Origin of the sequence: Polynucleobacter sp. UK-FUSCHL-C3 (genome assembly GCF_040409815.1) — a bacterium.
Taxonomy (GTDB): domain Bacteria; phylum Pseudomonadota; class Gammaproteobacteria; order Burkholderiales; family Burkholderiaceae; genus Polynucleobacter.
Window position 1 is genome coordinate 46,411 of the sequence record NZ_CP099959.1, and the last position, 16,857, is coordinate 63,267.

Genomic DNA, 16,857 nt, shown 5'->3' on the forward strand with positions numbered 1-16,857 from the left:
CAATTTGGCCAGTTTTTTCCTGAAGGTTGACGGAAAAGGCTGGCCAAGCTAGAATGCTGAGTTCTACTGATTTGTAAGAAAATCAATTACTTAGGTTGATAAAAGTAAGATAATCTAAATCATTGATTTATATAGATAAAAAGCAATAAGCGAGTAAATTTATGCCAACAATTAATCAGCTGCTGCGCAATCCGCGTTCGCGCCTTGTCGTTAAGAGCAAGAGCCCCGCGTTGCAAAATAGCCCCCAACGCCGTGGTGTTTGCACCCGTGTGTATACAACTACGCCTAAAAAGCCAAACTCAGCTTTGCGTAAGGTGGCTAAGGTCCGCTTAACCAACGGGTTTGAAGTTATTTCCTATATTGGTGGTGAGGGCCATAACCTTCAGGAGCACTCGGTTGTATTGATCCGTGGTGGCCGTGTAAAAGACTTGCCAGGTGTTCGTTACCACATCGTACGTGGATCATTGGATCTTCAGGGCGTTAAAGATCGTAAGCAATCCCGCTCTAAGTATGGTGCAAAGCGCGCCAAGAAAGCGTAAATAGTTTAGAAGCATGTATTAAAGGCCATATTGGCAAGTAAGTGGTTACTTCGCTTTGCTAGCAAAGTAGTTAAGTAACTGAGGGGAATGTTCCCTAACTGAATAAATAGGAGTAGTTATGCCACGTCGTCGCGAAGTTCCCAAAAGGGAGATCCTTCCTGACCCAAAGTTTGGGAATGTGGAAGTTGCCAAGTTCATGAACGTTCTAATGCTTGACGGGAAAAAATCCGTCGCTGAGCGAATTGTTTATGGCGCTTTTGAGCATATTGAGAAAAAAGCTAATAAAGAGCCCTTAGAGATTTTCTCAACCGCTATGGGGAATGTGAAGCCTATGGTTGAGGTAAAGAGCCGTCGTGTTGGCGGTGCCAACTATCAGGTTCCAGTCGAAGTTCGCCCTTCCCGTCGGATTGCCTTGGCGATGCGTTGGTTAAGAGAAGCAGCTAAAAAGCGCGGCGAGAAGTCGATGGCGCAACGTTTGGCTAATGAATTATTAGAAGCTGCCGAAGGACGTGGCGGCGCAATGAAGAAGCGCGAGGAAGTTCACCGTATGGCTGAAGCCAACAAGGCCTTCTCCCATTTCCGTTTCTAACGCTCTAACGAAAGAGAATATAAAGTGGCACGTAAAACCCCTATTGAGCTCTATCGCAATATTGGTATCTCAGCACATATTGACGCTGGTAAGACCACAACGACCGAGCGCGTTCTGTTTTATACCGGCGTAAATCATAAAATCGGTGAGGTCCATGATGGCGCAGCCACTATGGATTGGATGGAGCAAGAGCAAGAGCGCGGCATCACAATTACCTCTGCAGCAACAACGGCATTCTGGAAAGGGATGGCCGGTAACTATCCTGAGCATCGAATCAATATTATTGATACTCCAGGACACGTTGACTTTACTATTGAAGTTGAACGATCAATGCGCGTACTAGATGGTGCATGCATGGTCTATTGTGCAGTCGGCGGCGTTCAGCCACAGTCGGAAACTGTTTGGCGCCAGGCTAATAAATATCGCGTTCCCCGCCTTGCTTTTGTAAACAAGATGGATCGAACTGGCGCAAACTTTTTTAAGGTCTATGACCAAATGAAGGCGCGCCTTAAAGCCAATCCTATTCCGATTCAGATACCTATTGGCGCAGAAGAAAATTTCCAAGGCGTAGTTGATTTAGTTAAGATGAAATCCATTATTTGGGATGATGCTTCTCAAGGTACAAAATTTACGTATGGTGATATACCTGCTGAATTGAAAGAAACTGCAGAAGAATGGCGCGAGAAGATGCTCGAAGCTGCTGCTGAGAGTTCCGAAGAGATGATGGATAAATACCTTGGTGGAGAGGCTCTCTCTGAAGAAGATATTAAAAAAGCACTGCGCAATAGAACTATTGCTGGTGAAATTGTTCCTATGCTTTGCGGTAGCGCTTTTAAAAACAAAGGCGTTCAAGCGATGTTAGATGCGGTTGTCGATTTTTTGCCATCTCCGGTAGATATTCCTCCGGTTAAGGGTGAGAAGGAAGACGGCAGCGAAACTAGTCGCAAAGCCAGCGATGACGAAAAGTTTTCTGCTCTTGCTTTTAAGATCATGACTGACCCTTTTGTTGGGCAGCTCATCTTCTTCCGTGTCTATTCTGGCGTCATTAACTCTGGCGATACGATCTATAACCCAATTAAGGGAAAGAAAGAGCGTATTGGTCGTTTGTTGCAGATGCATGCAAACCAGCGTGAAGAGATCAAAGAAGTTCGTGCTGGCGATATCGCCGCCGCCGTTGGTTTGAAAGAAGCGACTACTGGCGAGACATTGTGTGACCCCGATAGTATTTTGATTCTGGAGCGCATGGTCTTCCCTGAGCCCGTTATTTCTCAGGCAGTAGAGCCAAAGACTAAGGCAGATCAAGAAAAAATGGGCTTGGCACTGAACCGTTTAGCCCAAGAAGATCCATCATTCCGAGTCAAGACCGATGAAGAGTCTGGTCAAACCATTATTTCTGGAATGGGTGAGTTGCATCTTGAGATCCTGGTTGATCGTATGAAGCGCGAGTTTAGCGTTGAGGCAACTGTAGGCAAGCCACAGGTTGCTTATCGTGAAACAATTCGTAAAAATTGCGATGAGGTCGAAGGTAAATTTGTGAAGCAGTCTGGTGGGCGCGGTCAATATGGACACGTTGTACTAAAACTAGAGCCACAGGTACCTGGAAAAGGTTTTGAGTTCGTTGATGCAATCAAGGGCGGAGTTGTTCCTCGTGAATACATCCCAGCTGTTGAAAAAGGGATTGTTGAAACACTTACATCTGGCGTGCTGGCCGGATACCCTGTGGTAGACATCAAGGCAACTCTATTCTTCGGCTCATATCATGATGTTGACTCGAACGAGAACGCGTTTAAGATGGCCGGTTCTATGGCATTTAAAGAGGGCATGCGTAGAGCGAGCCCTGTTTTGCTTGAGCCAATGATGGCGGTTGAGGTTGAGACCCCTGAAGATTTTATGGGTAACGTAATGGGTGATTTATCCTCACGACGTGGAATTTTGCAAGGTATGGACGATATTCCAGGCGGCGGGAAGATTGTGCGAGCAGAAGTACCGCTTGCAGAAATGTTTGGATACTCCACTGGCCTGCGCTCACTAACGCAGGGACGTGCAACCTACACGATGGAATTTAAGCATTATTCAGAAGCACCCAAAAACGTTGCCGAGGCAGTAATGGCAGCAAAAGCAAAGTAATTTAATTTTTTGAACATTGATTAGCTAAATAGAAGGCACCCAAAATGGCAAAAGAAAAATTTGAACGGACTAAACCCCACGTTAACGTTGGCACCATTGGTCACGTCGACCATGGCAAAACGACTCTCACCGCAGCAATCACCACCGTGCTCTCCAAGCTCTTTGGTGGTGAAGCCAAAGCATACGATCAGATCGATGCAGCTCCCGAAGAGAAGGCGCGTGGTATTACGATTAATACAGCTCACGTTGAGTACGAGACCAAGAATCGTCACTACGCACACGTCGATTGCCCAGGCCATGCTGACTATGTGAAGAACATGATTACTGGTGCTGCGCAGATGGATGGCGCAATCCTGGTGGTCTCTGCAGCAGACGGCCCAATGCCCCAAACCCGCGAGCACATCCTCTTAGCGCGTCAAGTAGGCGTACCTTACATCATCGTGTTTATGAACAAATGCGATATGGTTGATGATGCCGAGCTTTTAGAACTCGTTGAGATGGAAGTGCGCGAGCTCCTCTCCAAGTATGACTTCCCAGGTGACGATACCCCGATCGTAAAAGGGTCTGCCAAGCTTGCCTTAGAAGGCGATAAGGGCGAACTCGGTGAAGGCGCGATTATCAAATTAGCCGAAGCCTTAGATAGCTATATCCCCAATCCAGAGCGTGCCATTGATGGCGCTTTCTTAATGCCAGTAGAAGACGTGTTCTCGATTTCCGGTCGTGGCACGGTTGTGACCGGTCGTATTGAGCGCGGTATTGTAAAAGTCGGTGAAGAGATTGAGATCGTAGGTATTAAGCCCACTCTCAAGACTACCTGTACCGGCGTGGAGATGTTCCGTAAACTCTTAGACCAAGGTCAAGCAGGCGATAACGTTGGTATCCTCTTGCGTGGTACAAAGCGCGAAGAGGTCGAGCGTGGTCAAGTATTAGCCAAGCCCGGTTCGATTACTCCGCACACCCACTTCACAGCGGAGGTGTATGTACTCTCTAAAGATGAGGGTGGTCGTCATACCCCATTCTTTAACAACTACCGTCCTCAGTTTTACTTCCGCACCACCGATGTCACGGGCTCCATTGAGTTGCCAAAAGACAAAGAGATGGTGATGCCAGGCGATAACGTCACAATTACCGTGAAGTTAATTGCACCGATTGCGATGGAAGAAGGCCTGCGCTTTGCGATCCGTGAAGGCGGTCGTACAGTAGGCGCCGGTGTCGTTGCGAAGATTTTGGCGTAATAGCTTTGCTAACGGGAATGTTTGTGCTGCAGACATTCCCTCGTTCTTTAGATGTAATGATTAACGCGGCAGCACCGCTCCGCTCTTTGGAAATATTATGCAAAATCAAAAAATTAGAATTCGTTTAAAAGCATTTGACTATCGTTTAATTGATCAGTCTGCTGCTGAGATTGTCGATACTGCCAAGCGTACTGGAGCTGTTGTGAAGGGTCCTATTCCTTTGCCAACTCGCATAGAGCGCTTCGACCTATTGCGTTCTCCACACGTGAATAAGACCTCGCGCGACCAAATGGAGATTCGGACTCATTTGCGTTTAATGGATATTGTTGATCCAACTGAGAAAACAGTAGATGCCTTGATGAAGTTGGATTTGCCAGCTGGCGTTGATGTTGAAATTAAGCTTCAGTAAGAGGTTTTAGCCTACAGATTGTTTGTTTTGCTTTTTTAGGCTAGAATTGAAGGCTTTTCGTAGTTTTAAGCAGTAAGTTTTATCGTAATTAATTATTAAGTGCTTGATTTATATAGATAATTTTTATTTAAATCGAGTTTAAATTAAATTTCTGCCGGCCAATCGAAGTCGGCGTTGGAGTAAGAATATGAGCTTAGGCTTGATCGGCCGTAAGGTCGGCATGACCCGTCTTTTTACGGATGAAGGGGAAGCAATTCCTGTCACCGTAATCGATGTGAGCGATAACCGGGTTGCTCAAGTAAAAACCCAGGCAACGGATGGTTATGACGCTGTTCAGTTGGCTCACGGCACTCGTCGCGCGAGTCGCGTAACTAAGGCAATGGCCGGACACTTTGCAAAAGCAGGCGTCATGGCTGGTAATGCCTTAAATGAATTCCGTATTGATTCTGAAAAACTTGCTGAAATGAAACCGGGCCAAGTTGTTGGCGTTGATGTTTTCACAGCAGGTCAAAAGGTTGACGTGCAAGGCGTTTCGATTGGTAAAGGTTACGCTGGCACCATTAAGCGCTATCACTTTGCATCTGGTCGCGCTAGCCATGGTAATTCTCGTTCACACAATGTTCCAGGTTCGATTGGTATGGCCCAAGATCCAGGTCGCGTGTTTCCTGGTAAGCGTATGACAGGTCATTTAGGCGATGTCACTCGCACAGTACAAAACTTGGTAATTGCTCGTGTAGATGCTGAGCGTAATCTAATTATGGTCAAGGGTGCAGTTCCAGGCGCCCCTGGTGGAAAAGTAATAGTTACCCCAGCTGTTAAAGCTGCGGCAACTAAATAAGGAGAAGAATGATGGAAATTAAACTTCTCCAAGATAACGGTCAACTCGGTGCAGGTGTTCAGGCATCTCCCGAAGTATTTGAGCGCGAGTACAACGAAGCCTTAGTTCATCAGGTGGTTGTTGCTTATCAGGCAAATGCCAGAAGCGGCAATCGTGCACAAAAAGATCGTGAACAGGTAAAGCACAGCACCAAAAAGCCATGGCGTCAAAAAGGTACAGGCCGTGCCCGTGCCGGTATGACGTCTTCACCGCTATGGCGTGGAGGTGGTCGTATATTTCCTAATTCGCCTGAAGAAAACTTCACCCACAAAGTAAACAAGAAAATGTATCGCGCCGGTATGCGTTCGATCCTTTCTCAGTTAGCGCGTGAAGGACGTCTTAATGTAGTTGATCAGTTCAGCTTGGATGCTCCCAAAACTAAGCTGTTAGCTGAAAAAGTAAAGGGCATGGGCTTAGAGTCAGTGCTAATTATTCTGGATGAGGTAAGCGAGAACTTGTATTTAGCGTCACGTAATCTTCATAAGATTTCGATTGTAGAGCCGCAGCATGCTGATCCCTTATCCCTAGTTCAGTTTCAAAAAGTATTGGTGAGCAAATCAGCGATCGCCAAAATGGAGGAGTTGCTGAAATGAGCCAAACTCGTAAAAACGATCATCGCCTAATGCAAGTTTTGCTTGGCCCTGTAGTTTCGGAAAAAGCTACTATGGTTGCAGAAAAGAATGAACAAGTTGTTTTTCAAGTTACACGTGACGCCAATAAACTCGACGTGAAGCAAGCTGTAGAGTTGCTTTTCAAAGTGCAAGTTGACTCTGTGCAAATCGTTAATCAAAAGGGTAAGCCAAAGCGCTTTGGCCGTTTTGAAGGGCGTCGTGACCATACTAAGAAGGCCTATGTGAATTTGAAACCTGGCCAAGAAATTAACTTTGAAGCGGAGGCAAATTAATTATGCCGCTCATGAAAACAAAACCGACCTCACCTGGTCGCCGTTCAATGGTGAAAGTGGTTAACCCCGATCTTCATAAAGGAAAACCTTTTGCAGCTCTGGTTGAGCCACAGTTCCAAAAAGCGGGGCGTAATAACAATGGCCATATAACAACCCGTCATAAGGGTGGTGGACATAAGCATCACTACCGTATGGTTGACTTTAAGCGTAATGACAAAGATGGCATTGCTGCCAAAGTAGAGCGCCTAGAGTACGACCCAAATCGTAGCGCCAACATCGCACTTTTAATTTATGCTGATGGTGAGCGTCGTTACATCATTGCATCCAAAGGCATGAATGTCGGACAACAAGTAATGAATGGTGCGGAAGCCCCAATCAAGGCCGGCAATAATTTACCCATCCGTAATATTCCAATTGGAAGCACGATTCACTGCGTAGAGATGTTGCCTGGTAAAGGCGCTCAAATTGCACGCTCAGCTGGAAGCTCTGCAGTTTTATTGGCTCGTGAGGGTGTTTATGGGCAGGTTCGTTTACGTTCTGGGGAAGTCCGTCGCATATTGATTGAGTGCCGTGCCACTATTGGTGAAGTTGGCAATGAAGAGCATAGCTTGCGTCAGATTGGTAAAGCAGGAGCAACCCGTTGGCGCGGTATTCGTCCAACGGTACGTGGCGTTGCCATGAACCCAGTAGATCATCCACACGGTGGCGGTGAAGGAAAGACCGGAGAAGGTCGTGTCCCTGTTTCTCCATGGGGCACACCAACTAAGGGATATCGCACACGCCGTAATAAGCGCACGACGACCATGATTGTTCAACGTCGTCAGAAGCGTTAATCGATAAGGAATAGATAGATGACCCGTTCTGCTAAAAAAGGTCCATTTTGTGATGCTAGCCTTGTAAAAAAGGTTGAGACCGCACAAGCCAACAAAGATAAGAAGCCCATTAAGACTTGGTCACGGCGTTCGACCATTCTTCCTGACTTTATTGGATTAACCATTGCTGTTCATAACGGAAAACAACATGTCCCGGTCTATGTCTCTGAAAACATGGTCGGTCATAAGCTTGGTGAGTTCGCTTTGACACGTACGTTCAAGGGACACTCTGCCGATAAGAAAGTAGTGAAGAAGTAAGGGGATGATGATGGAAGTTAAAGCTATTCACCGCGGCGCTAGAATTTCTGCGCAAAAGACACGATTGGTCGCCGACCAAATTCGTGGGTTGCCAATTTCACGCGCAATGAACATTCTGAATTTCAGTCCTAAAAAAGCTGCCTTCATTATGAAAAAAGTAGTTGAGTCAGCCATTGCAAATGCTGAACACAACAAAGGGGCCGATATTGATGAGCTCAAAGTATCTGCAGTGATTGTGGATAAAGCGACATCATTAAAGCGCTTTACTGCCCGCGCAAAAGGCCGTGGCAATCGTATTGAGAAACAAAGCTGTCACATTAGTGTGACCTTGAGCAATTAAGGAAAGACATGGGCCAAAAAATTAATCCAAACGGTTTTCGCTTATCGGTAAGCCGTAACTGGACCTCACGTTGGTACGCAAATAATACTGATTTCGCTAACATGCTCAAAGAGGATGTTGAGGTACGAAATTATCTCAAGAAGAAATTAAAAAATGCTTCTGTAAGCAAGGTTCTGATTGAGCGTCCAGCAAAAAATGCCCGTATTACTATTTTTAGTTCCCGCCCTGGCGTGGTAATTGGTAAAAAGGGTGAGGATATCGAAGTTCTTCGGAAAGAATTACAGAAGCGAATGGGCGTTCCGGTGCATGTCAACATTGAAGAAATTCGCAAGCCAGAAGTGGATGCACAGTTGATTGCAGATTCAATTACACAGCAGCTAGAAAAACGCATTATGTTCCGTCGCGCAATGAAGCGTGCGATGCAAAGTGCAATGCGTTTGGGTGCTCAAGGCATTAAGATTATGTCCTCCGGTCGCTTGAATGGCGCTGAAATTGCACGTCGTGAATGGTACCGCGAGGGTCGTGTACCTCTGCACACTTTGAAGGCTGATATTGATTACGCCACATCAGAGGCCGAGACAACATACGGCATTATTGGTGTGAAGGTTTGGGTTTATAAAGGTGATACCTTGGGTCGTGGCGCGGACGTACAGATAGCGCAAAACTCTGCAACCGAAGCCCCCGCTCCTGATGATAAGAAGCCACGTCGTGCACCAGCGAAGACAGTTCGTCGTGCCGCTAGTGCAGATACTGTAGCAAAAGCACCAGAAGATAAACCAGCAGTGAAGCCCGCAGTAAAGCGGGTTCGTAAAGTTGCTGCTAGTGCAGAAACGAAAAAGGCAGGAGAGTAAGCATGCTGCAACCAAAGCGTCGTAAATATCGTAAAGAACAAAAAGGCCGTAATACTGGAGTAGCCACTCGTGGTAGCTCTGTGTCTTTTGGTGATTTTGGTCTTAAAGCAGTAGGTCGCGGTCGTCTCACTGCCCGCCAAATTGAATCTGCGCGTCGCGCAATGACCCGTCACATTAAACGTGGCGGCCGTATTTGGATTCGGATATTCCCAGATAAGCCAATCTCGCAAAAACCCGCAGAAGTACGTATGGGTAACGGTAAAGGTAATCCCGAGTACTACGTTGCTGAAATTCAGCCGGGCAAGGTTCTTTATGAAATGGATGGCGTTGATGAAGCTTTAGCACGCGAGGCTTTCCGCTTAGCTGCCTCTAAATTGCCGATCCAAACAACCTTTGTGATTCGTCAAATTGGCGCTTAATTAGGAATCAAAAATGAAAACAAAAGAATTGCAGGCTAAAGATTTGGGTGGGCTTAATCAAGAGTTATCAGAACTCTTGAAGACGCGTTTTAAATTGCGTATGCAAAAAGCTACTCAGCAACTTCAAAACACTAGTCAATTGGGCCAGGTAAAACGTGATATTGCTCGCGTCAAAACCTTTATCACCCAAAAGACTGCACAGAAATAAATAGGAAAGAGATATGACAGAAATCTCCAAACCTCTTCGCCGCACACTCATTGGTCGTGTGGTAAGTGACAAAATGCAAAAGACGGTCACTGTTCAGATTGAGCGTCAAGTAAAGCATCCAGTGATTGGTAAGTATGTGGGTAAGTCCAAAAAATACCATGCTCATGATGAAAGCAATCAGTACAAGATGGGCGACACCGTGGAAATAACGGAAGGTAAGCCAATTGCTAAAACCAAGGCTTGGGTAGTTACTCGCCTAGTAGAGGCTTCCAAAGGTATTTAGTAGCTCGGTTTTATCAGAGGCTTGTTAAAACCACGATTTTTGTAGTAGAATCATAGGCTTTCTGCAGTTTGCCTCAATCAAAATAATGATTTAGTCAATCGCATTAAGTTAATTAAGTATTTGATTTATAAGCAATTTTTATTAAATCCGAGTCCTTTGCGGTAACGTTAAGGACTCTTAGACGGAACCAAGACTGGCGCATAAAGCGTGCAAGTTGGGGATTAGACAAAATGATTCAGACTGAAAGCAGGTTGCAGGTCGCCGATAACACAGGCGCCAGCGAAGTATTGTGCATCAAAGTATTGGGCGGCTCAAAGCGTCGCTATGCCAATATTGGTGATGTTATTAAGGTAAGCGTTAAAGCTGCCGCTCCGCGTGGTCGTGTAAAAAAAGGTGATATTTATAACGCGGTTGTTGTTCGAACTGCCAAAGGTGTTCGTCGTCCAGATGGCTCCTTAATCAAATTTGATGAAAACGCTGCGGTGTTGCTAAATGCAAAACTCGAGCCAATCGGTACCCGTATTTTTGGGCCCGTTACTCGCGAGTTGCGTACTGAGCGTTTCATGAAGATTGTTTCTCTCGCGCCCGAAGTTATTTAAAGAGGCAACTATGAAAAAGATTCGTAAAGGCGATTCCGTTATTGTCCTCACCGGACGTGACAAAGGTAAAAAAGGCACCATCACTGGAATATTGGAAAACAAGTTTGTGGTGGAAGGTGTCAACATCTATAAAAAGAATGTAAAACCAAACCCCAATGAGGGAACTACTGGTGGTACGGTTGATAAAACTATGCCGATCCATGCATCCAACATTGCTTTGGTCGATGCTAATGGCAAGCCATCGCGTGTAGGCATCAAGTTGGTAGATGGCAAAAAGGTGCGTTTTTTAAAAACCACTGGCGCCACCCTTAGCGCTTAAGGTTCGGAGATATTATGAGCACTCGTTTACAAGAGCATTACAAAAATACAGTTGTTGCCAACTTAATGAAGCAGTTTGGCTATAAATCTGTGATGGAAGTTCCCCGTATTACCAAAATTACACTCAATATGGGTTTGGGTGAGGCCGTCAATGATAAAAAAGTCATTGAGCACGCTGTAGGGGATTTAACTAAGGTTGCAGGACAGAAGCCTGTTGTAACGAAGGCGCGCAAAGCGATTGCAGGATTTAAGATCCGTCAAGGCTATCCTATTGGCACAATGGTGACATTGCGCGGAACACGCATGTATGAGTTCCTTGATCGCTTTATTACAGTTTCTTTGCCACGTGTTCGTGACTTCCGCGGTATTTCCGGTAAAGCATTTGATGGTCGCGGTAATTACAACATTGGCGTTAAAGAACAAATTATTTTCCCTGAGATTGAGTACGACAAGATTGATGCATTACGCGGACTCAATATCAGTATTACGACAACCGCAAAGTCAGATGAAGAAGCAAAAGCATTGCTGGCGGCGTTTAAATTTCCATTCCGCAATTAAGAGGCTAACGTGGCAAAACTATCTTTAATTGAGCGCGAAAAGAAGCGCGCTAAATTGGTTGCAAAGTACGCTGCTAAGCGCGCTGAACTCAAAGCAGTGATCGACGATAGCTCAAGAAGTGATGAAGAGCGCTATGAAGCTCGCTTGAAGTTACAAGCACTTCCTCGCAATGCCAGCCCAATTCGTCAACGTAATCGTTGTTCTTTAACTGGCCGTCCACGTGGCACCTTCCGCAAATTTGGTTTAGCGCGCGGCAAGATTCGTGAGATCGCCTTCCGTGGCGAGATCCCCGGTTTAACCAAGGCCAGCTGGTAAGCGGCGAAAGTATTTAGGAGAATCCATGAGTATTAGCGATCCAATCGCCGACATGTTGACCAGAATTCGCAACGCGCAAGCGGTGCAGAAGACCTTGGTTAATATGCCGTCATCCAAATTAAAAGTAGCCATCGCCAAAGTCTTGAAAGAAGAAGGCTATATCGATGGTTTTGAAATTACCGGTGAAGCAGCCAAACCAGTATTAAAGATTGATCTTAAATACTACGCTGGCCGCCCTGTGATTGAGCGTATTGAGCGGGTTTCAACACCTAGCTTACGCATATACAAGGGACGTCATGACATTCCAGAAGTGATGAATGGCTTGGGCGTTGCAATTATTTCTACACCACAAGGTTTGATGACCGATCGTAAAGCACGCGCTTCTGGCGTTGGCGGCGAAGTTATCTGCTACGTGGCCTAAGGAGAGAACAATGTCACGAGTTGGTAAGTCTCCCATTGCTGTCCCAAAAGGTGCTGAGATTAGTATTGTGAATGCACTATTAACTGTCAAAGGGCCATTAGGTACTTTGACTCACAACCTTCATCCCAGCATTGGTCTTGAACATAAAGACGGTGTGATTACGGTTGCTATTAAAGAGACCACACCAGAATCCGATGCTCTTTCTGGAACAACACGCGCCCTAGTTAATAACATGGTTGTTGGTGTAACCAAGGGATTTGAGCGTAAATTAAGTTTAGTGGGCGTAGGTTATCGCGCTCAAGCTCAAGGCAATACCTTGAAATTGCAATTAGGGTTCTCACATGAAATTAATCATGCCTTACCAGCTGGAGTAAAGGCAGAAACCCCATCGCAAACCGAAATCATTATTAAGGGCGCCAATAAGCAACAAGTTGGCCAGGTTGCCGCTGAAGTACGAGCATATCGTTCACCAGAGCCATACAAGGGCAAAGGCGTGCGTTATGTGGATGAAGTGGTTCACCTTAAAGAAACCAAGAAGAAGTAATTAAGTAAAGCCGAGATTCGATATGAATAAAAACGAAACAAGACAAAGACGCGCTCGCCAGACTCGCATCAAGATTGCTGAGTTATTGGCTCATCGCCTAACCGTGATTCGTAGCAATTGCCATATTTCTGCACAGGTTTATAGCCCGTGTGGAAATAAAGTGATAGCGGCAGCGTCAACCATGGAAAAAGATCTGCGCACTTCTGTAAAGAATGGCGGCAATAGCGATGCAGCACAAAAAGTTGGCAAGTTAATTGCTGAGCGTGCGAAGAAAGCCGGGATTGAAAGTGTTGCTTTCGATCGTGCTGGCCATCGTTATCACGGTCGTATTAAAGCTCTTGCTGAGGCCGCGCGTGAAGCCGGCTTGAAGTTCTAAGAAAACGGTTTAGGAAAAATTATGGCAAAAATGCAAACCAAAATACAGTCAGAAGAGCGCGATGATGGTCTTCGCGAGAAGATGATTGCAGTTAATCGTGTCACTAAGGTTGTTAAGGGTGGCCGTATTCTCGGCTTCGCAGCTTTAACGGTTGTTGGCGATGGCGATGGACGTATTGGCATGGGTAAGGGCAAATCAAAAGAAGTGCCTGTGGCTGTGCAAAAAGCAATGGATGAGGCTCGTCGCAAAATGATTAAGGTCTCGCTTCGCAAAGGTACTTTGCAACACACTGTAATTGGTCAGCATGGCGCATCTCGTGTTTTGATCTCTCCAGCAAAAGAGGGTACAGGTGTTATCGCCGGTGGTCCGATGCGTGCCATTTTTGATGTGATGGGCGTAACCAATGTGGTTGCTAAATCGATTGGCTCTACTAATCCCTACAACATGGTTCGCGCAACCCTAGATGGTCTTAGCAAGATGAGTACGCCAGCAGAGATTGCTGCTAAGCGCGGCAAGTCAGTTGAAGAAATCTTGGGCTAATGAGTAATAGAAAGTAAATCATGGCAAATACGCAATCGAATTCAAAGGTCAAGGTTCAACTAGTTCGCAGCTTAATCGGTACTCGTGAGAGTCATCGTGCAACTGTTCGTGGATTAGGGCTTGGTCGTCTTAACTCCGTTTCTGAGTTGCAGGACAGCCCTGCAGTTCGGGGAATGATTAATAAAGTCTCTTACCTTGTGAAAGTGATTGGGTAAATCGATGCAATTAAATACTATTAAACCTGCCGCTGGTTCAAAGCGCCCACGCCGTCGTGTTGGCCGTGGCATTGGTTCTGGCCTTGGTAAAACTGCTGGTCGTGGACACAAGGGACAAAAGTCACGTTCTGGCGGATTTCATAAAGTTGGATTTGAGGGTGGACAGATGCCAATGTATCGTCGCCTTCCAAAACGCGGCTTTATTTCATTGACACGTCGTCATGTTGGCCAAATCACTTTGGCAGATCTTGAGCGAATTGGCCTAGCAGAGGTTGATCTGCCTGCGTTAAAACAGCATGGCCTTGCTGGTGAGCAGATTAATGCTGTGAAAGTCATTAAGACAGGTGAAATTAAACGAGCAGTTACCCTCAAGGGGCTCACTGCAAGTGCTGGCGCAAGGGCTGCCATTGAAGCAGCTGGCGGCAAGGTTCTCGAGCAAGTTTAAGGATTTATGGCCCTCGGTTCTTCTAACGTCTCTAGCCTGACACCCTCTGGAAATAAGTTCGGTGACTTACGTCGCCGTCTAATTTTCTTGGTCTTGGCTTTGGTTGTTTTTCGAATTGGCGCACACATTCCTGTACCAGGCATTGATCCAGACCAATTAGCCAAGTTATTTACAGAGCAAAAAGATGGCATCTTGGGAATGTTTAATTTGTTCTCGGGCGGTGCCTTATCGCGCTTTACCGTTTTTGCTCTTGGCATCATGCCTTATATTTCTGCCTCGATCATCATGCAATTAATGACGATTGTTCTCCCATCGTTAGAGGCAATGAAAAAAGAGGGGCAAGCAGGGCAGCGTAAGATTACTCAGTACACGCGCTATGCAACCGTATTTTTAGCAACCTTTCAGGCAATTGGTATTTCCATAGCTCTTGAGTCACAGCCAGGTCTCGTTGTAAATCCCGGGGCAATCTTCCAATTTAATACTGTTGTTACCCTAGTAACTGGCACCATGTTTTTAATGTGGCTCGGTGAGCAGATTACAGAACGAGGTTTGGGTAACGGCATTTCCATTATTATTTTTGGTGGAATTGTTTCTGGCTTACCCAGTGCATTGGCAAGTTTATTAGAACTGGTTCGCACCGGCTCCATGAATATCCTCTCGGCAATTTTGATTGTTTTAATTGTGATTGCTGTAACTTACTTTGTAGTTTTTGTTGAGCGTGGTCAGCGCCGTATTTTAGTCAACTATGCCAAGCGCCAAGTAGGTAATAAGATTTACGGTGGACAGTCTTCCCATCTACCATTGAAGTTAAATATGGCCGGTGTTATCCCCCCCATTTTTGCATCCTCAATTATTTTGTTCCCAGCCACCATAGCAGGTTGGTTTACTGCTGGTGAACCTACCAATATGGTTAGTCGAGTTGTGAAAGACTTAGCAGCCACTTTGGCACCAGGACAGCCTGTGTATATTATTTTGTATGCAGCGGCAATTATTTTCTTCTGCTTTTTTTATACAGCTTTGGTTTTTAATAGCCGCGATACTGCAGACAATCTCAAAAAGAGTGGCGCTTTTGTCCCAGGCATTCGTCCCGGTGATCAAACCGCACGATATATTGACAAAATTTTGGTACGTCTCACGTTAGCAGGTGCTATTTACATGGTTTTAGTGTGCTTATTGCCAGAGTTCTTAGTGCTCAAATACAACGTACCTTTCTATTTTGGCGGAACATCATTATTAATTATTGTGGTAGTTGCAATGGACTTTATGGCCCAAGTGCAATCGTTTGTGATGCAACAACAGTACGGCTCTCTGATGAAGAAAGCTAACTTTAAGATGGGGCCCACACTTTAACTATGCCTAAAGATGATGTTATTCAGATGGCGGGTGAGATTGTCGAAAACTTACCCAATGCCATGTTTAGGGTGAAGTTAGAGAATGGGCATGTAGTTTTAGGTCATATTTCTGGGAAGATGCGTATGCATTACATACGCATCCTGCCAGGCGATAAGGTAACCGTGGAGATGACCCCATACGATTTAACGCGCGCAAGAATTATCTTCCGTGCAAAGTAATTATTAAAGAGGTGAATCATGAAAGTATTGGCATCCGTTAAAGCAATTTGCAGAAATTGCAAGATTATTAAACGTAAGCGCGTAGTGCGTGTGATCTGCTCGTCTGATCCACGTCATAAGCAGCGTCAAGGTTAATTCGGTTAAGTAGAGGAATTTATATGGCACGTATCGCTGGGGTAAACATCCCAAATCATCAACATACTGTAATCGGCTTAACAGCGATTTTTGGTATTGGCAAAACGCAAGCATTGAAGATCTGCGATAGCGCAGGTGTTGCTATTGATAAAAAAGTAAAAGATCTAACCGATGCAGAGTTAGAGAAATTGCGTGATGAGGTTGGAAAACGCACCACTGAGGGTGATTTACGTCGCGAAGTGACCATGAACATCAAGCGTTTGATGGATTTGGCCTGCTACCGCGGTATTCGTCATCGCAAGGGTTTACCTGTTCGTGGTCAACGTACTAAAACAAATGCGCGTACTCGTAAAGGCCCACGCAAGGCCGGCGTTGCATTGAAGAAGGGATAAAAAATGGCAAAAGCACAACAAACAACGGCTAACGCTAGCGCACAACGCGCACGCAAGAAGGTTAAAAAGAATGTGGCCGATGGTATCGCTCACGTTCATGCATCGTTCAATAACACTATCGTGACCATTACTGACCGCCAAGGAAATGCTCTATCGTGGGCGACTTCAGGGGGTCAAGGGTTTAAAGGTTCGCGTAAATCTACTCCCTTTGCCGCTCAGGTTGCCGCCGAAGTCGCTGGTAAGGCTGCGATTGAATGTGGAATTAAAAATTTAGAAGTACAAATTAAAGGCCCTGGCCCTGGACGTGAATCAGCTGTCCGCGCCTTGAATTCATTGGGTATCAAAATTGTGGAGATCCAGGACGTAACACCGGTTCCCCATAATGGTTGCCGCCCGCCAAAGCGCCGTCGTATTTGATAAAACGTTTTTAGTTGTAAAGAAGCGACTGATTTTCAGTCTTTGATTAATAAGCCCACCGTTCGTTTGAAGTTGAAGCGAACTCACCACAGTTGAAAAA

30 protein-coding genes are annotated in these 16,857 nt (G+C 45.6%); all 30 read left to right on the forward strand.

What is annotated here, in order from left to right:
* Positions 1–161 precede the first annotated feature (161 nt).
* The 30 genes from rpsL to rpsK all read left to right on the forward strand — a co-directional run bounded on the left by rpsL (position 162) and on the right by rpsK (position 16,757).
* Positions 162–539, forward strand: coding sequence for a 30S ribosomal protein S12 (gene rpsL / locus NKE59_RS00240; protein WP_353438854.1), 378 nt, complete (start codon positions 162–164; stop codon positions 537–539).
* Between the two features lie 118 nt (positions 540–657).
* A complete protein-coding gene (gene rpsG / locus NKE59_RS00245; protein WP_353438855.1) occupies positions 658–1,128 on the forward strand; it encodes a 30S ribosomal protein S7 in 471 nt (156 codons plus the stop codon).
* A 24-nt stretch (positions 1,129–1,152) separates the two neighbouring features.
* On the forward strand, positions 1,153–3,255 hold the full coding sequence (gene fusA / locus NKE59_RS00250; protein WP_353438857.1) for an elongation factor G: 2,103 nt from the start codon (positions 1,153–1,155) through the stop codon (positions 3,253–3,255).
* Positions 3,256–3,299: 44 nt separating this feature from the next.
* Positions 3,300–4,490 carry an elongation factor Tu gene (gene tuf / locus NKE59_RS00255; protein WP_353438843.1) on the forward strand — a complete coding sequence of 397 codons (1,191 nt, stop codon included), beginning with the start codon at positions 3,300–3,302 and terminating at the stop codon, positions 4,488–4,490.
* 97 nt (positions 4,491–4,587) lie between these two features.
* Positions 4,588–4,899, forward strand: a complete 312-nt coding sequence (gene rpsJ / locus NKE59_RS00260) for a 30S ribosomal protein S10 (RefSeq protein ID WP_108507581.1) — start codon at positions 4,588–4,590, stop codon at positions 4,897–4,899.
* Between the two features lie 187 nt (positions 4,900–5,086).
* The gene (gene rplC / locus NKE59_RS00265) at positions 5,087–5,737 is read left to right on the forward strand and encodes a 50S ribosomal protein L3 (RefSeq protein WP_353438859.1); all 651 of its coding nucleotides are present in this window, start codon (positions 5,087–5,089) and stop codon (positions 5,735–5,737) included.
* An 11-nt stretch (positions 5,738–5,748) separates the two neighbouring features.
* Positions 5,749–6,369 carry a 50S ribosomal protein L4 gene (rplD, locus tag NKE59_RS00270; RefSeq protein WP_353439866.1) on the forward strand — a complete coding sequence of 207 codons (621 nt, stop codon included), beginning with the start codon at positions 5,749–5,751 and terminating at the stop codon, positions 6,367–6,369.
* A complete protein-coding gene (gene rplW / locus NKE59_RS00275; RefSeq protein WP_353438860.1) occupies positions 6,366–6,680 on the forward strand; it encodes a 50S ribosomal protein L23 in 315 nt (104 codons plus the stop codon). The genes rplD and rplW overlap by 4 nt, the downstream gene beginning before the upstream one ends.
* Positions 6,681–6,682: 2 nt before the next feature.
* Positions 6,683–7,513 (forward strand): 50S ribosomal protein L2, encoded by an 831-nt coding sequence (rplB, locus tag NKE59_RS00280; protein ID WP_353438861.1) that lies wholly within the window; start codon positions 6,683–6,685, stop codon positions 7,511–7,513.
* An 18-nt stretch (positions 7,514–7,531) separates the two neighbouring features.
* On the forward strand, positions 7,532–7,810 hold the full coding sequence (gene rpsS / locus NKE59_RS00285; RefSeq protein ID WP_108507586.1) for a 30S ribosomal protein S19: 279 nt from the start codon (positions 7,532–7,534) through the stop codon (positions 7,808–7,810).
* A gap of 7 nt (positions 7,811–7,817) precedes the next feature.
* Positions 7,818–8,150, forward strand: a complete 333-nt coding sequence (rplV, locus tag NKE59_RS00290) for a 50S ribosomal protein L22 (RefSeq protein WP_199908528.1) — start codon at positions 7,818–7,820, stop codon at positions 8,148–8,150.
* Between the two features lie 8 nt (positions 8,151–8,158).
* Entirely contained in the window at positions 8,159–9,001 is an 843-nt protein-coding gene (rpsC, locus tag NKE59_RS00295) for a 30S ribosomal protein S3 (RefSeq protein ID WP_353438862.1), read from the forward strand.
* A 2-nt stretch (positions 9,002–9,003) separates the two neighbouring features.
* Positions 9,004–9,420, forward strand: a complete 417-nt coding sequence (gene rplP / locus NKE59_RS00300; RefSeq protein WP_353438864.1) for a 50S ribosomal protein L16 — start codon at positions 9,004–9,006, stop codon at positions 9,418–9,420.
* A gap of 13 nt (positions 9,421–9,433) precedes the next feature.
* Positions 9,434–9,628 carry a 50S ribosomal protein L29 gene (rpmC, locus tag NKE59_RS00305; RefSeq protein WP_353438865.1) on the forward strand — a complete coding sequence of 65 codons (195 nt, stop codon included), beginning with the start codon at positions 9,434–9,436 and terminating at the stop codon, positions 9,626–9,628.
* Positions 9,629–9,641: 13 nt separating this feature from the next.
* A complete protein-coding gene (gene rpsQ / locus NKE59_RS00310; RefSeq protein ID WP_353438866.1) occupies positions 9,642–9,911 on the forward strand; it encodes a 30S ribosomal protein S17 in 270 nt (89 codons plus the stop codon).
* Between the two features lie 230 nt (positions 9,912–10,141).
* Positions 10,142–10,510 carry a 50S ribosomal protein L14 gene (gene rplN / locus NKE59_RS00315; protein WP_108507591.1) on the forward strand — a complete coding sequence of 123 codons (369 nt, stop codon included), beginning with the start codon at positions 10,142–10,144 and terminating at the stop codon, positions 10,508–10,510.
* Positions 10,511–10,520: 10 nt separating this feature from the next.
* Positions 10,521–10,829 carry a 50S ribosomal protein L24 gene (rplX, locus tag NKE59_RS00320; protein WP_353438867.1) on the forward strand — a complete coding sequence of 103 codons (309 nt, stop codon included), beginning with the start codon at positions 10,521–10,523 and terminating at the stop codon, positions 10,827–10,829.
* Positions 10,830–10,843: 14 nt separating this feature from the next.
* Entirely contained in the window at positions 10,844–11,386 is a 543-nt protein-coding gene (rplE, locus tag NKE59_RS00325; RefSeq protein WP_353438869.1) for a 50S ribosomal protein L5, read from the forward strand.
* A gap of 9 nt (positions 11,387–11,395) precedes the next feature.
* Positions 11,396–11,701 carry a 30S ribosomal protein S14 gene (gene rpsN / locus NKE59_RS00330; RefSeq protein WP_353438871.1) on the forward strand — a complete coding sequence of 102 codons (306 nt, stop codon included), beginning with the start codon at positions 11,396–11,398 and terminating at the stop codon, positions 11,699–11,701.
* Positions 11,702–11,726: 25 nt separating this feature from the next.
* The gene (gene rpsH / locus NKE59_RS00335) at positions 11,727–12,122 is read left to right on the forward strand and encodes a 30S ribosomal protein S8 (RefSeq protein WP_353438872.1); all 396 of its coding nucleotides are present in this window, start codon (positions 11,727–11,729) and stop codon (positions 12,120–12,122) included.
* A 10-nt stretch (positions 12,123–12,132) separates the two neighbouring features.
* On the forward strand, positions 12,133–12,666 hold the full coding sequence (gene rplF / locus NKE59_RS00340; RefSeq protein WP_353438873.1) for a 50S ribosomal protein L6: 534 nt from the start codon (positions 12,133–12,135) through the stop codon (positions 12,664–12,666).
* Positions 12,667–12,688: 22 nt separating this feature from the next.
* Positions 12,689–13,042, forward strand: coding sequence for a 50S ribosomal protein L18 (gene rplR, locus NKE59_RS00345; protein ID WP_353438874.1), 354 nt, complete (start codon positions 12,689–12,691; stop codon positions 13,040–13,042).
* A 21-nt stretch (positions 13,043–13,063) separates the two neighbouring features.
* Positions 13,064–13,582 (forward strand): 30S ribosomal protein S5, encoded by a 519-nt coding sequence (rpsE, locus tag NKE59_RS00350; protein WP_353438876.1) that lies wholly within the window; start codon positions 13,064–13,066, stop codon positions 13,580–13,582.
* Between the two features lie 20 nt (positions 13,583–13,602).
* A complete protein-coding gene (gene rpmD, locus NKE59_RS00355) occupies positions 13,603–13,797 on the forward strand; it encodes a 50S ribosomal protein L30 (protein ID WP_353438877.1) in 195 nt (64 codons plus the stop codon).
* A 4-nt stretch (positions 13,798–13,801) separates the two neighbouring features.
* Positions 13,802–14,242, forward strand: coding sequence for a 50S ribosomal protein L15 (rplO, locus tag NKE59_RS00360; protein WP_353438878.1), 441 nt, complete (start codon positions 13,802–13,804; stop codon positions 14,240–14,242).
* 6 nt (positions 14,243–14,248) lie between these two features.
* Complete coding sequence (secY, locus tag NKE59_RS00365) at positions 14,249–15,592, forward strand: preprotein translocase subunit SecY (protein ID WP_353438879.1); 1,344 nt, start codon at positions 14,249–14,251, stop codon at positions 15,590–15,592.
* 2 nt (positions 15,593–15,594) lie between these two features.
* Entirely contained in the window at positions 15,595–15,813 is a 219-nt protein-coding gene (gene infA / locus NKE59_RS00370) for a translation initiation factor IF-1 (protein ID WP_108507601.1), read from the forward strand.
* Between the two features lie 18 nt (positions 15,814–15,831).
* Complete coding sequence (gene rpmJ / locus NKE59_RS00375; RefSeq protein ID WP_353438880.1) at positions 15,832–15,948, forward strand: 50S ribosomal protein L36; 117 nt, start codon at positions 15,832–15,834, stop codon at positions 15,946–15,948.
* A gap of 23 nt (positions 15,949–15,971) precedes the next feature.
* Positions 15,972–16,340 carry a 30S ribosomal protein S13 gene (gene rpsM / locus NKE59_RS00380; RefSeq protein ID WP_353438881.1) on the forward strand — a complete coding sequence of 123 codons (369 nt, stop codon included), beginning with the start codon at positions 15,972–15,974 and terminating at the stop codon, positions 16,338–16,340.
* A gap of 3 nt (positions 16,341–16,343) precedes the next feature.
* Positions 16,344–16,757 carry a 30S ribosomal protein S11 gene (gene rpsK, locus NKE59_RS00385; RefSeq protein WP_353438882.1) on the forward strand — a complete coding sequence of 138 codons (414 nt, stop codon included), beginning with the start codon at positions 16,344–16,346 and terminating at the stop codon, positions 16,755–16,757.
* Positions 16,758–16,857: the final 100 nt, after the last annotated feature.

What these genes read in the sequence shown, in the direction of transcription:
- rpsL (WP_353438854.1), top strand. Translation starts at nt 162, where the DNA reads ATGCCAACAATTAATCAGCTGCTGCGCAATCCGCGTTCGCGCCTTGTC.
- rpsG (WP_353438855.1), top strand. Translation starts at nt 658, where the DNA reads ATGCCACGTCGTCGCGAAGTTCCCAAAAGGGAGATCCTTCCTGACCCA.
- tuf (WP_353438843.1), top strand. Translation starts at nt 3,300, where the DNA reads ATGGCAAAAGAAAAATTTGAACGGACTAAACCCCACGTTAACGTTGGC.
- rpsJ (WP_108507581.1), top strand. Translation starts at nt 4,588, where the DNA reads ATGCAAAATCAAAAAATTAGAATTCGTTTAAAAGCATTTGACTATCGT.
- rplC (WP_353438859.1), top strand. Translation starts at nt 5,087, where the DNA reads ATGAGCTTAGGCTTGATCGGCCGTAAGGTCGGCATGACCCGTCTTTTT.
- rplD (WP_353439866.1), top strand. Translation starts at nt 5,749, where the DNA reads ATGGAAATTAAACTTCTCCAAGATAACGGTCAACTCGGTGCAGGTGTT.
- rplW (WP_353438860.1), top strand. Translation starts at nt 6,366, where the DNA reads ATGAGCCAAACTCGTAAAAACGATCATCGCCTAATGCAAGTTTTGCTT.
- rplB (WP_353438861.1), top strand. Translation starts at nt 6,683, where the DNA reads ATGCCGCTCATGAAAACAAAACCGACCTCACCTGGTCGCCGTTCAATG.
- rpsS (WP_108507586.1), top strand. Translation starts at nt 7,532, where the DNA reads ATGACCCGTTCTGCTAAAAAAGGTCCATTTTGTGATGCTAGCCTTGTA.
- rplV (WP_199908528.1), top strand. Translation starts at nt 7,818, where the DNA reads ATGATGGAAGTTAAAGCTATTCACCGCGGCGCTAGAATTTCTGCGCAA.
- rpsC (WP_353438862.1), top strand. Translation starts at nt 8,159, where the DNA reads ATGGGCCAAAAAATTAATCCAAACGGTTTTCGCTTATCGGTAAGCCGT.
- rplP (WP_353438864.1), top strand. Translation starts at nt 9,004, where the DNA reads ATGCTGCAACCAAAGCGTCGTAAATATCGTAAAGAACAAAAAGGCCGT.
- rpmC (WP_353438865.1), top strand. Translation starts at nt 9,434, where the DNA reads ATGAAAACAAAAGAATTGCAGGCTAAAGATTTGGGTGGGCTTAATCAA.
- rpsQ (WP_353438866.1), top strand. Translation starts at nt 9,642, where the DNA reads ATGACAGAAATCTCCAAACCTCTTCGCCGCACACTCATTGGTCGTGTG.
- rplN (WP_108507591.1), top strand. Translation starts at nt 10,142, where the DNA reads ATGATTCAGACTGAAAGCAGGTTGCAGGTCGCCGATAACACAGGCGCC.
- rplX (WP_353438867.1), top strand. Translation starts at nt 10,521, where the DNA reads ATGAAAAAGATTCGTAAAGGCGATTCCGTTATTGTCCTCACCGGACGT.
- rplE (WP_353438869.1), top strand. Translation starts at nt 10,844, where the DNA reads ATGAGCACTCGTTTACAAGAGCATTACAAAAATACAGTTGTTGCCAAC.
- rpsH (WP_353438872.1), top strand. Translation starts at nt 11,727, where the DNA reads ATGAGTATTAGCGATCCAATCGCCGACATGTTGACCAGAATTCGCAAC.
- rplF (WP_353438873.1), top strand. Translation starts at nt 12,133, where the DNA reads ATGTCACGAGTTGGTAAGTCTCCCATTGCTGTCCCAAAAGGTGCTGAG.
- rplR (WP_353438874.1), top strand. Translation starts at nt 12,689, where the DNA reads ATGAATAAAAACGAAACAAGACAAAGACGCGCTCGCCAGACTCGCATC.
- rpsE (WP_353438876.1), top strand. Translation starts at nt 13,064, where the DNA reads ATGGCAAAAATGCAAACCAAAATACAGTCAGAAGAGCGCGATGATGGT.
- rpmD (WP_353438877.1), top strand. Translation starts at nt 13,603, where the DNA reads ATGGCAAATACGCAATCGAATTCAAAGGTCAAGGTTCAACTAGTTCGC.
- rplO (WP_353438878.1), top strand. Translation starts at nt 13,802, where the DNA reads ATGCAATTAAATACTATTAAACCTGCCGCTGGTTCAAAGCGCCCACGC.
- secY (WP_353438879.1), top strand. Translation starts at nt 14,249, where the DNA reads ATGGCCCTCGGTTCTTCTAACGTCTCTAGCCTGACACCCTCTGGAAAT.
- infA (WP_108507601.1), top strand. Translation starts at nt 15,595, where the DNA reads ATGCCTAAAGATGATGTTATTCAGATGGCGGGTGAGATTGTCGAAAAC.
- rpmJ (WP_353438880.1), top strand. Translation starts at nt 15,832, where the DNA reads ATGAAAGTATTGGCATCCGTTAAAGCAATTTGCAGAAATTGCAAGATT.
- rpsM (WP_353438881.1), top strand. Translation starts at nt 15,972, where the DNA reads ATGGCACGTATCGCTGGGGTAAACATCCCAAATCATCAACATACTGTA.
- rpsK (WP_353438882.1), top strand. Translation starts at nt 16,344, where the DNA reads ATGGCAAAAGCACAACAAACAACGGCTAACGCTAGCGCACAACGCGCA.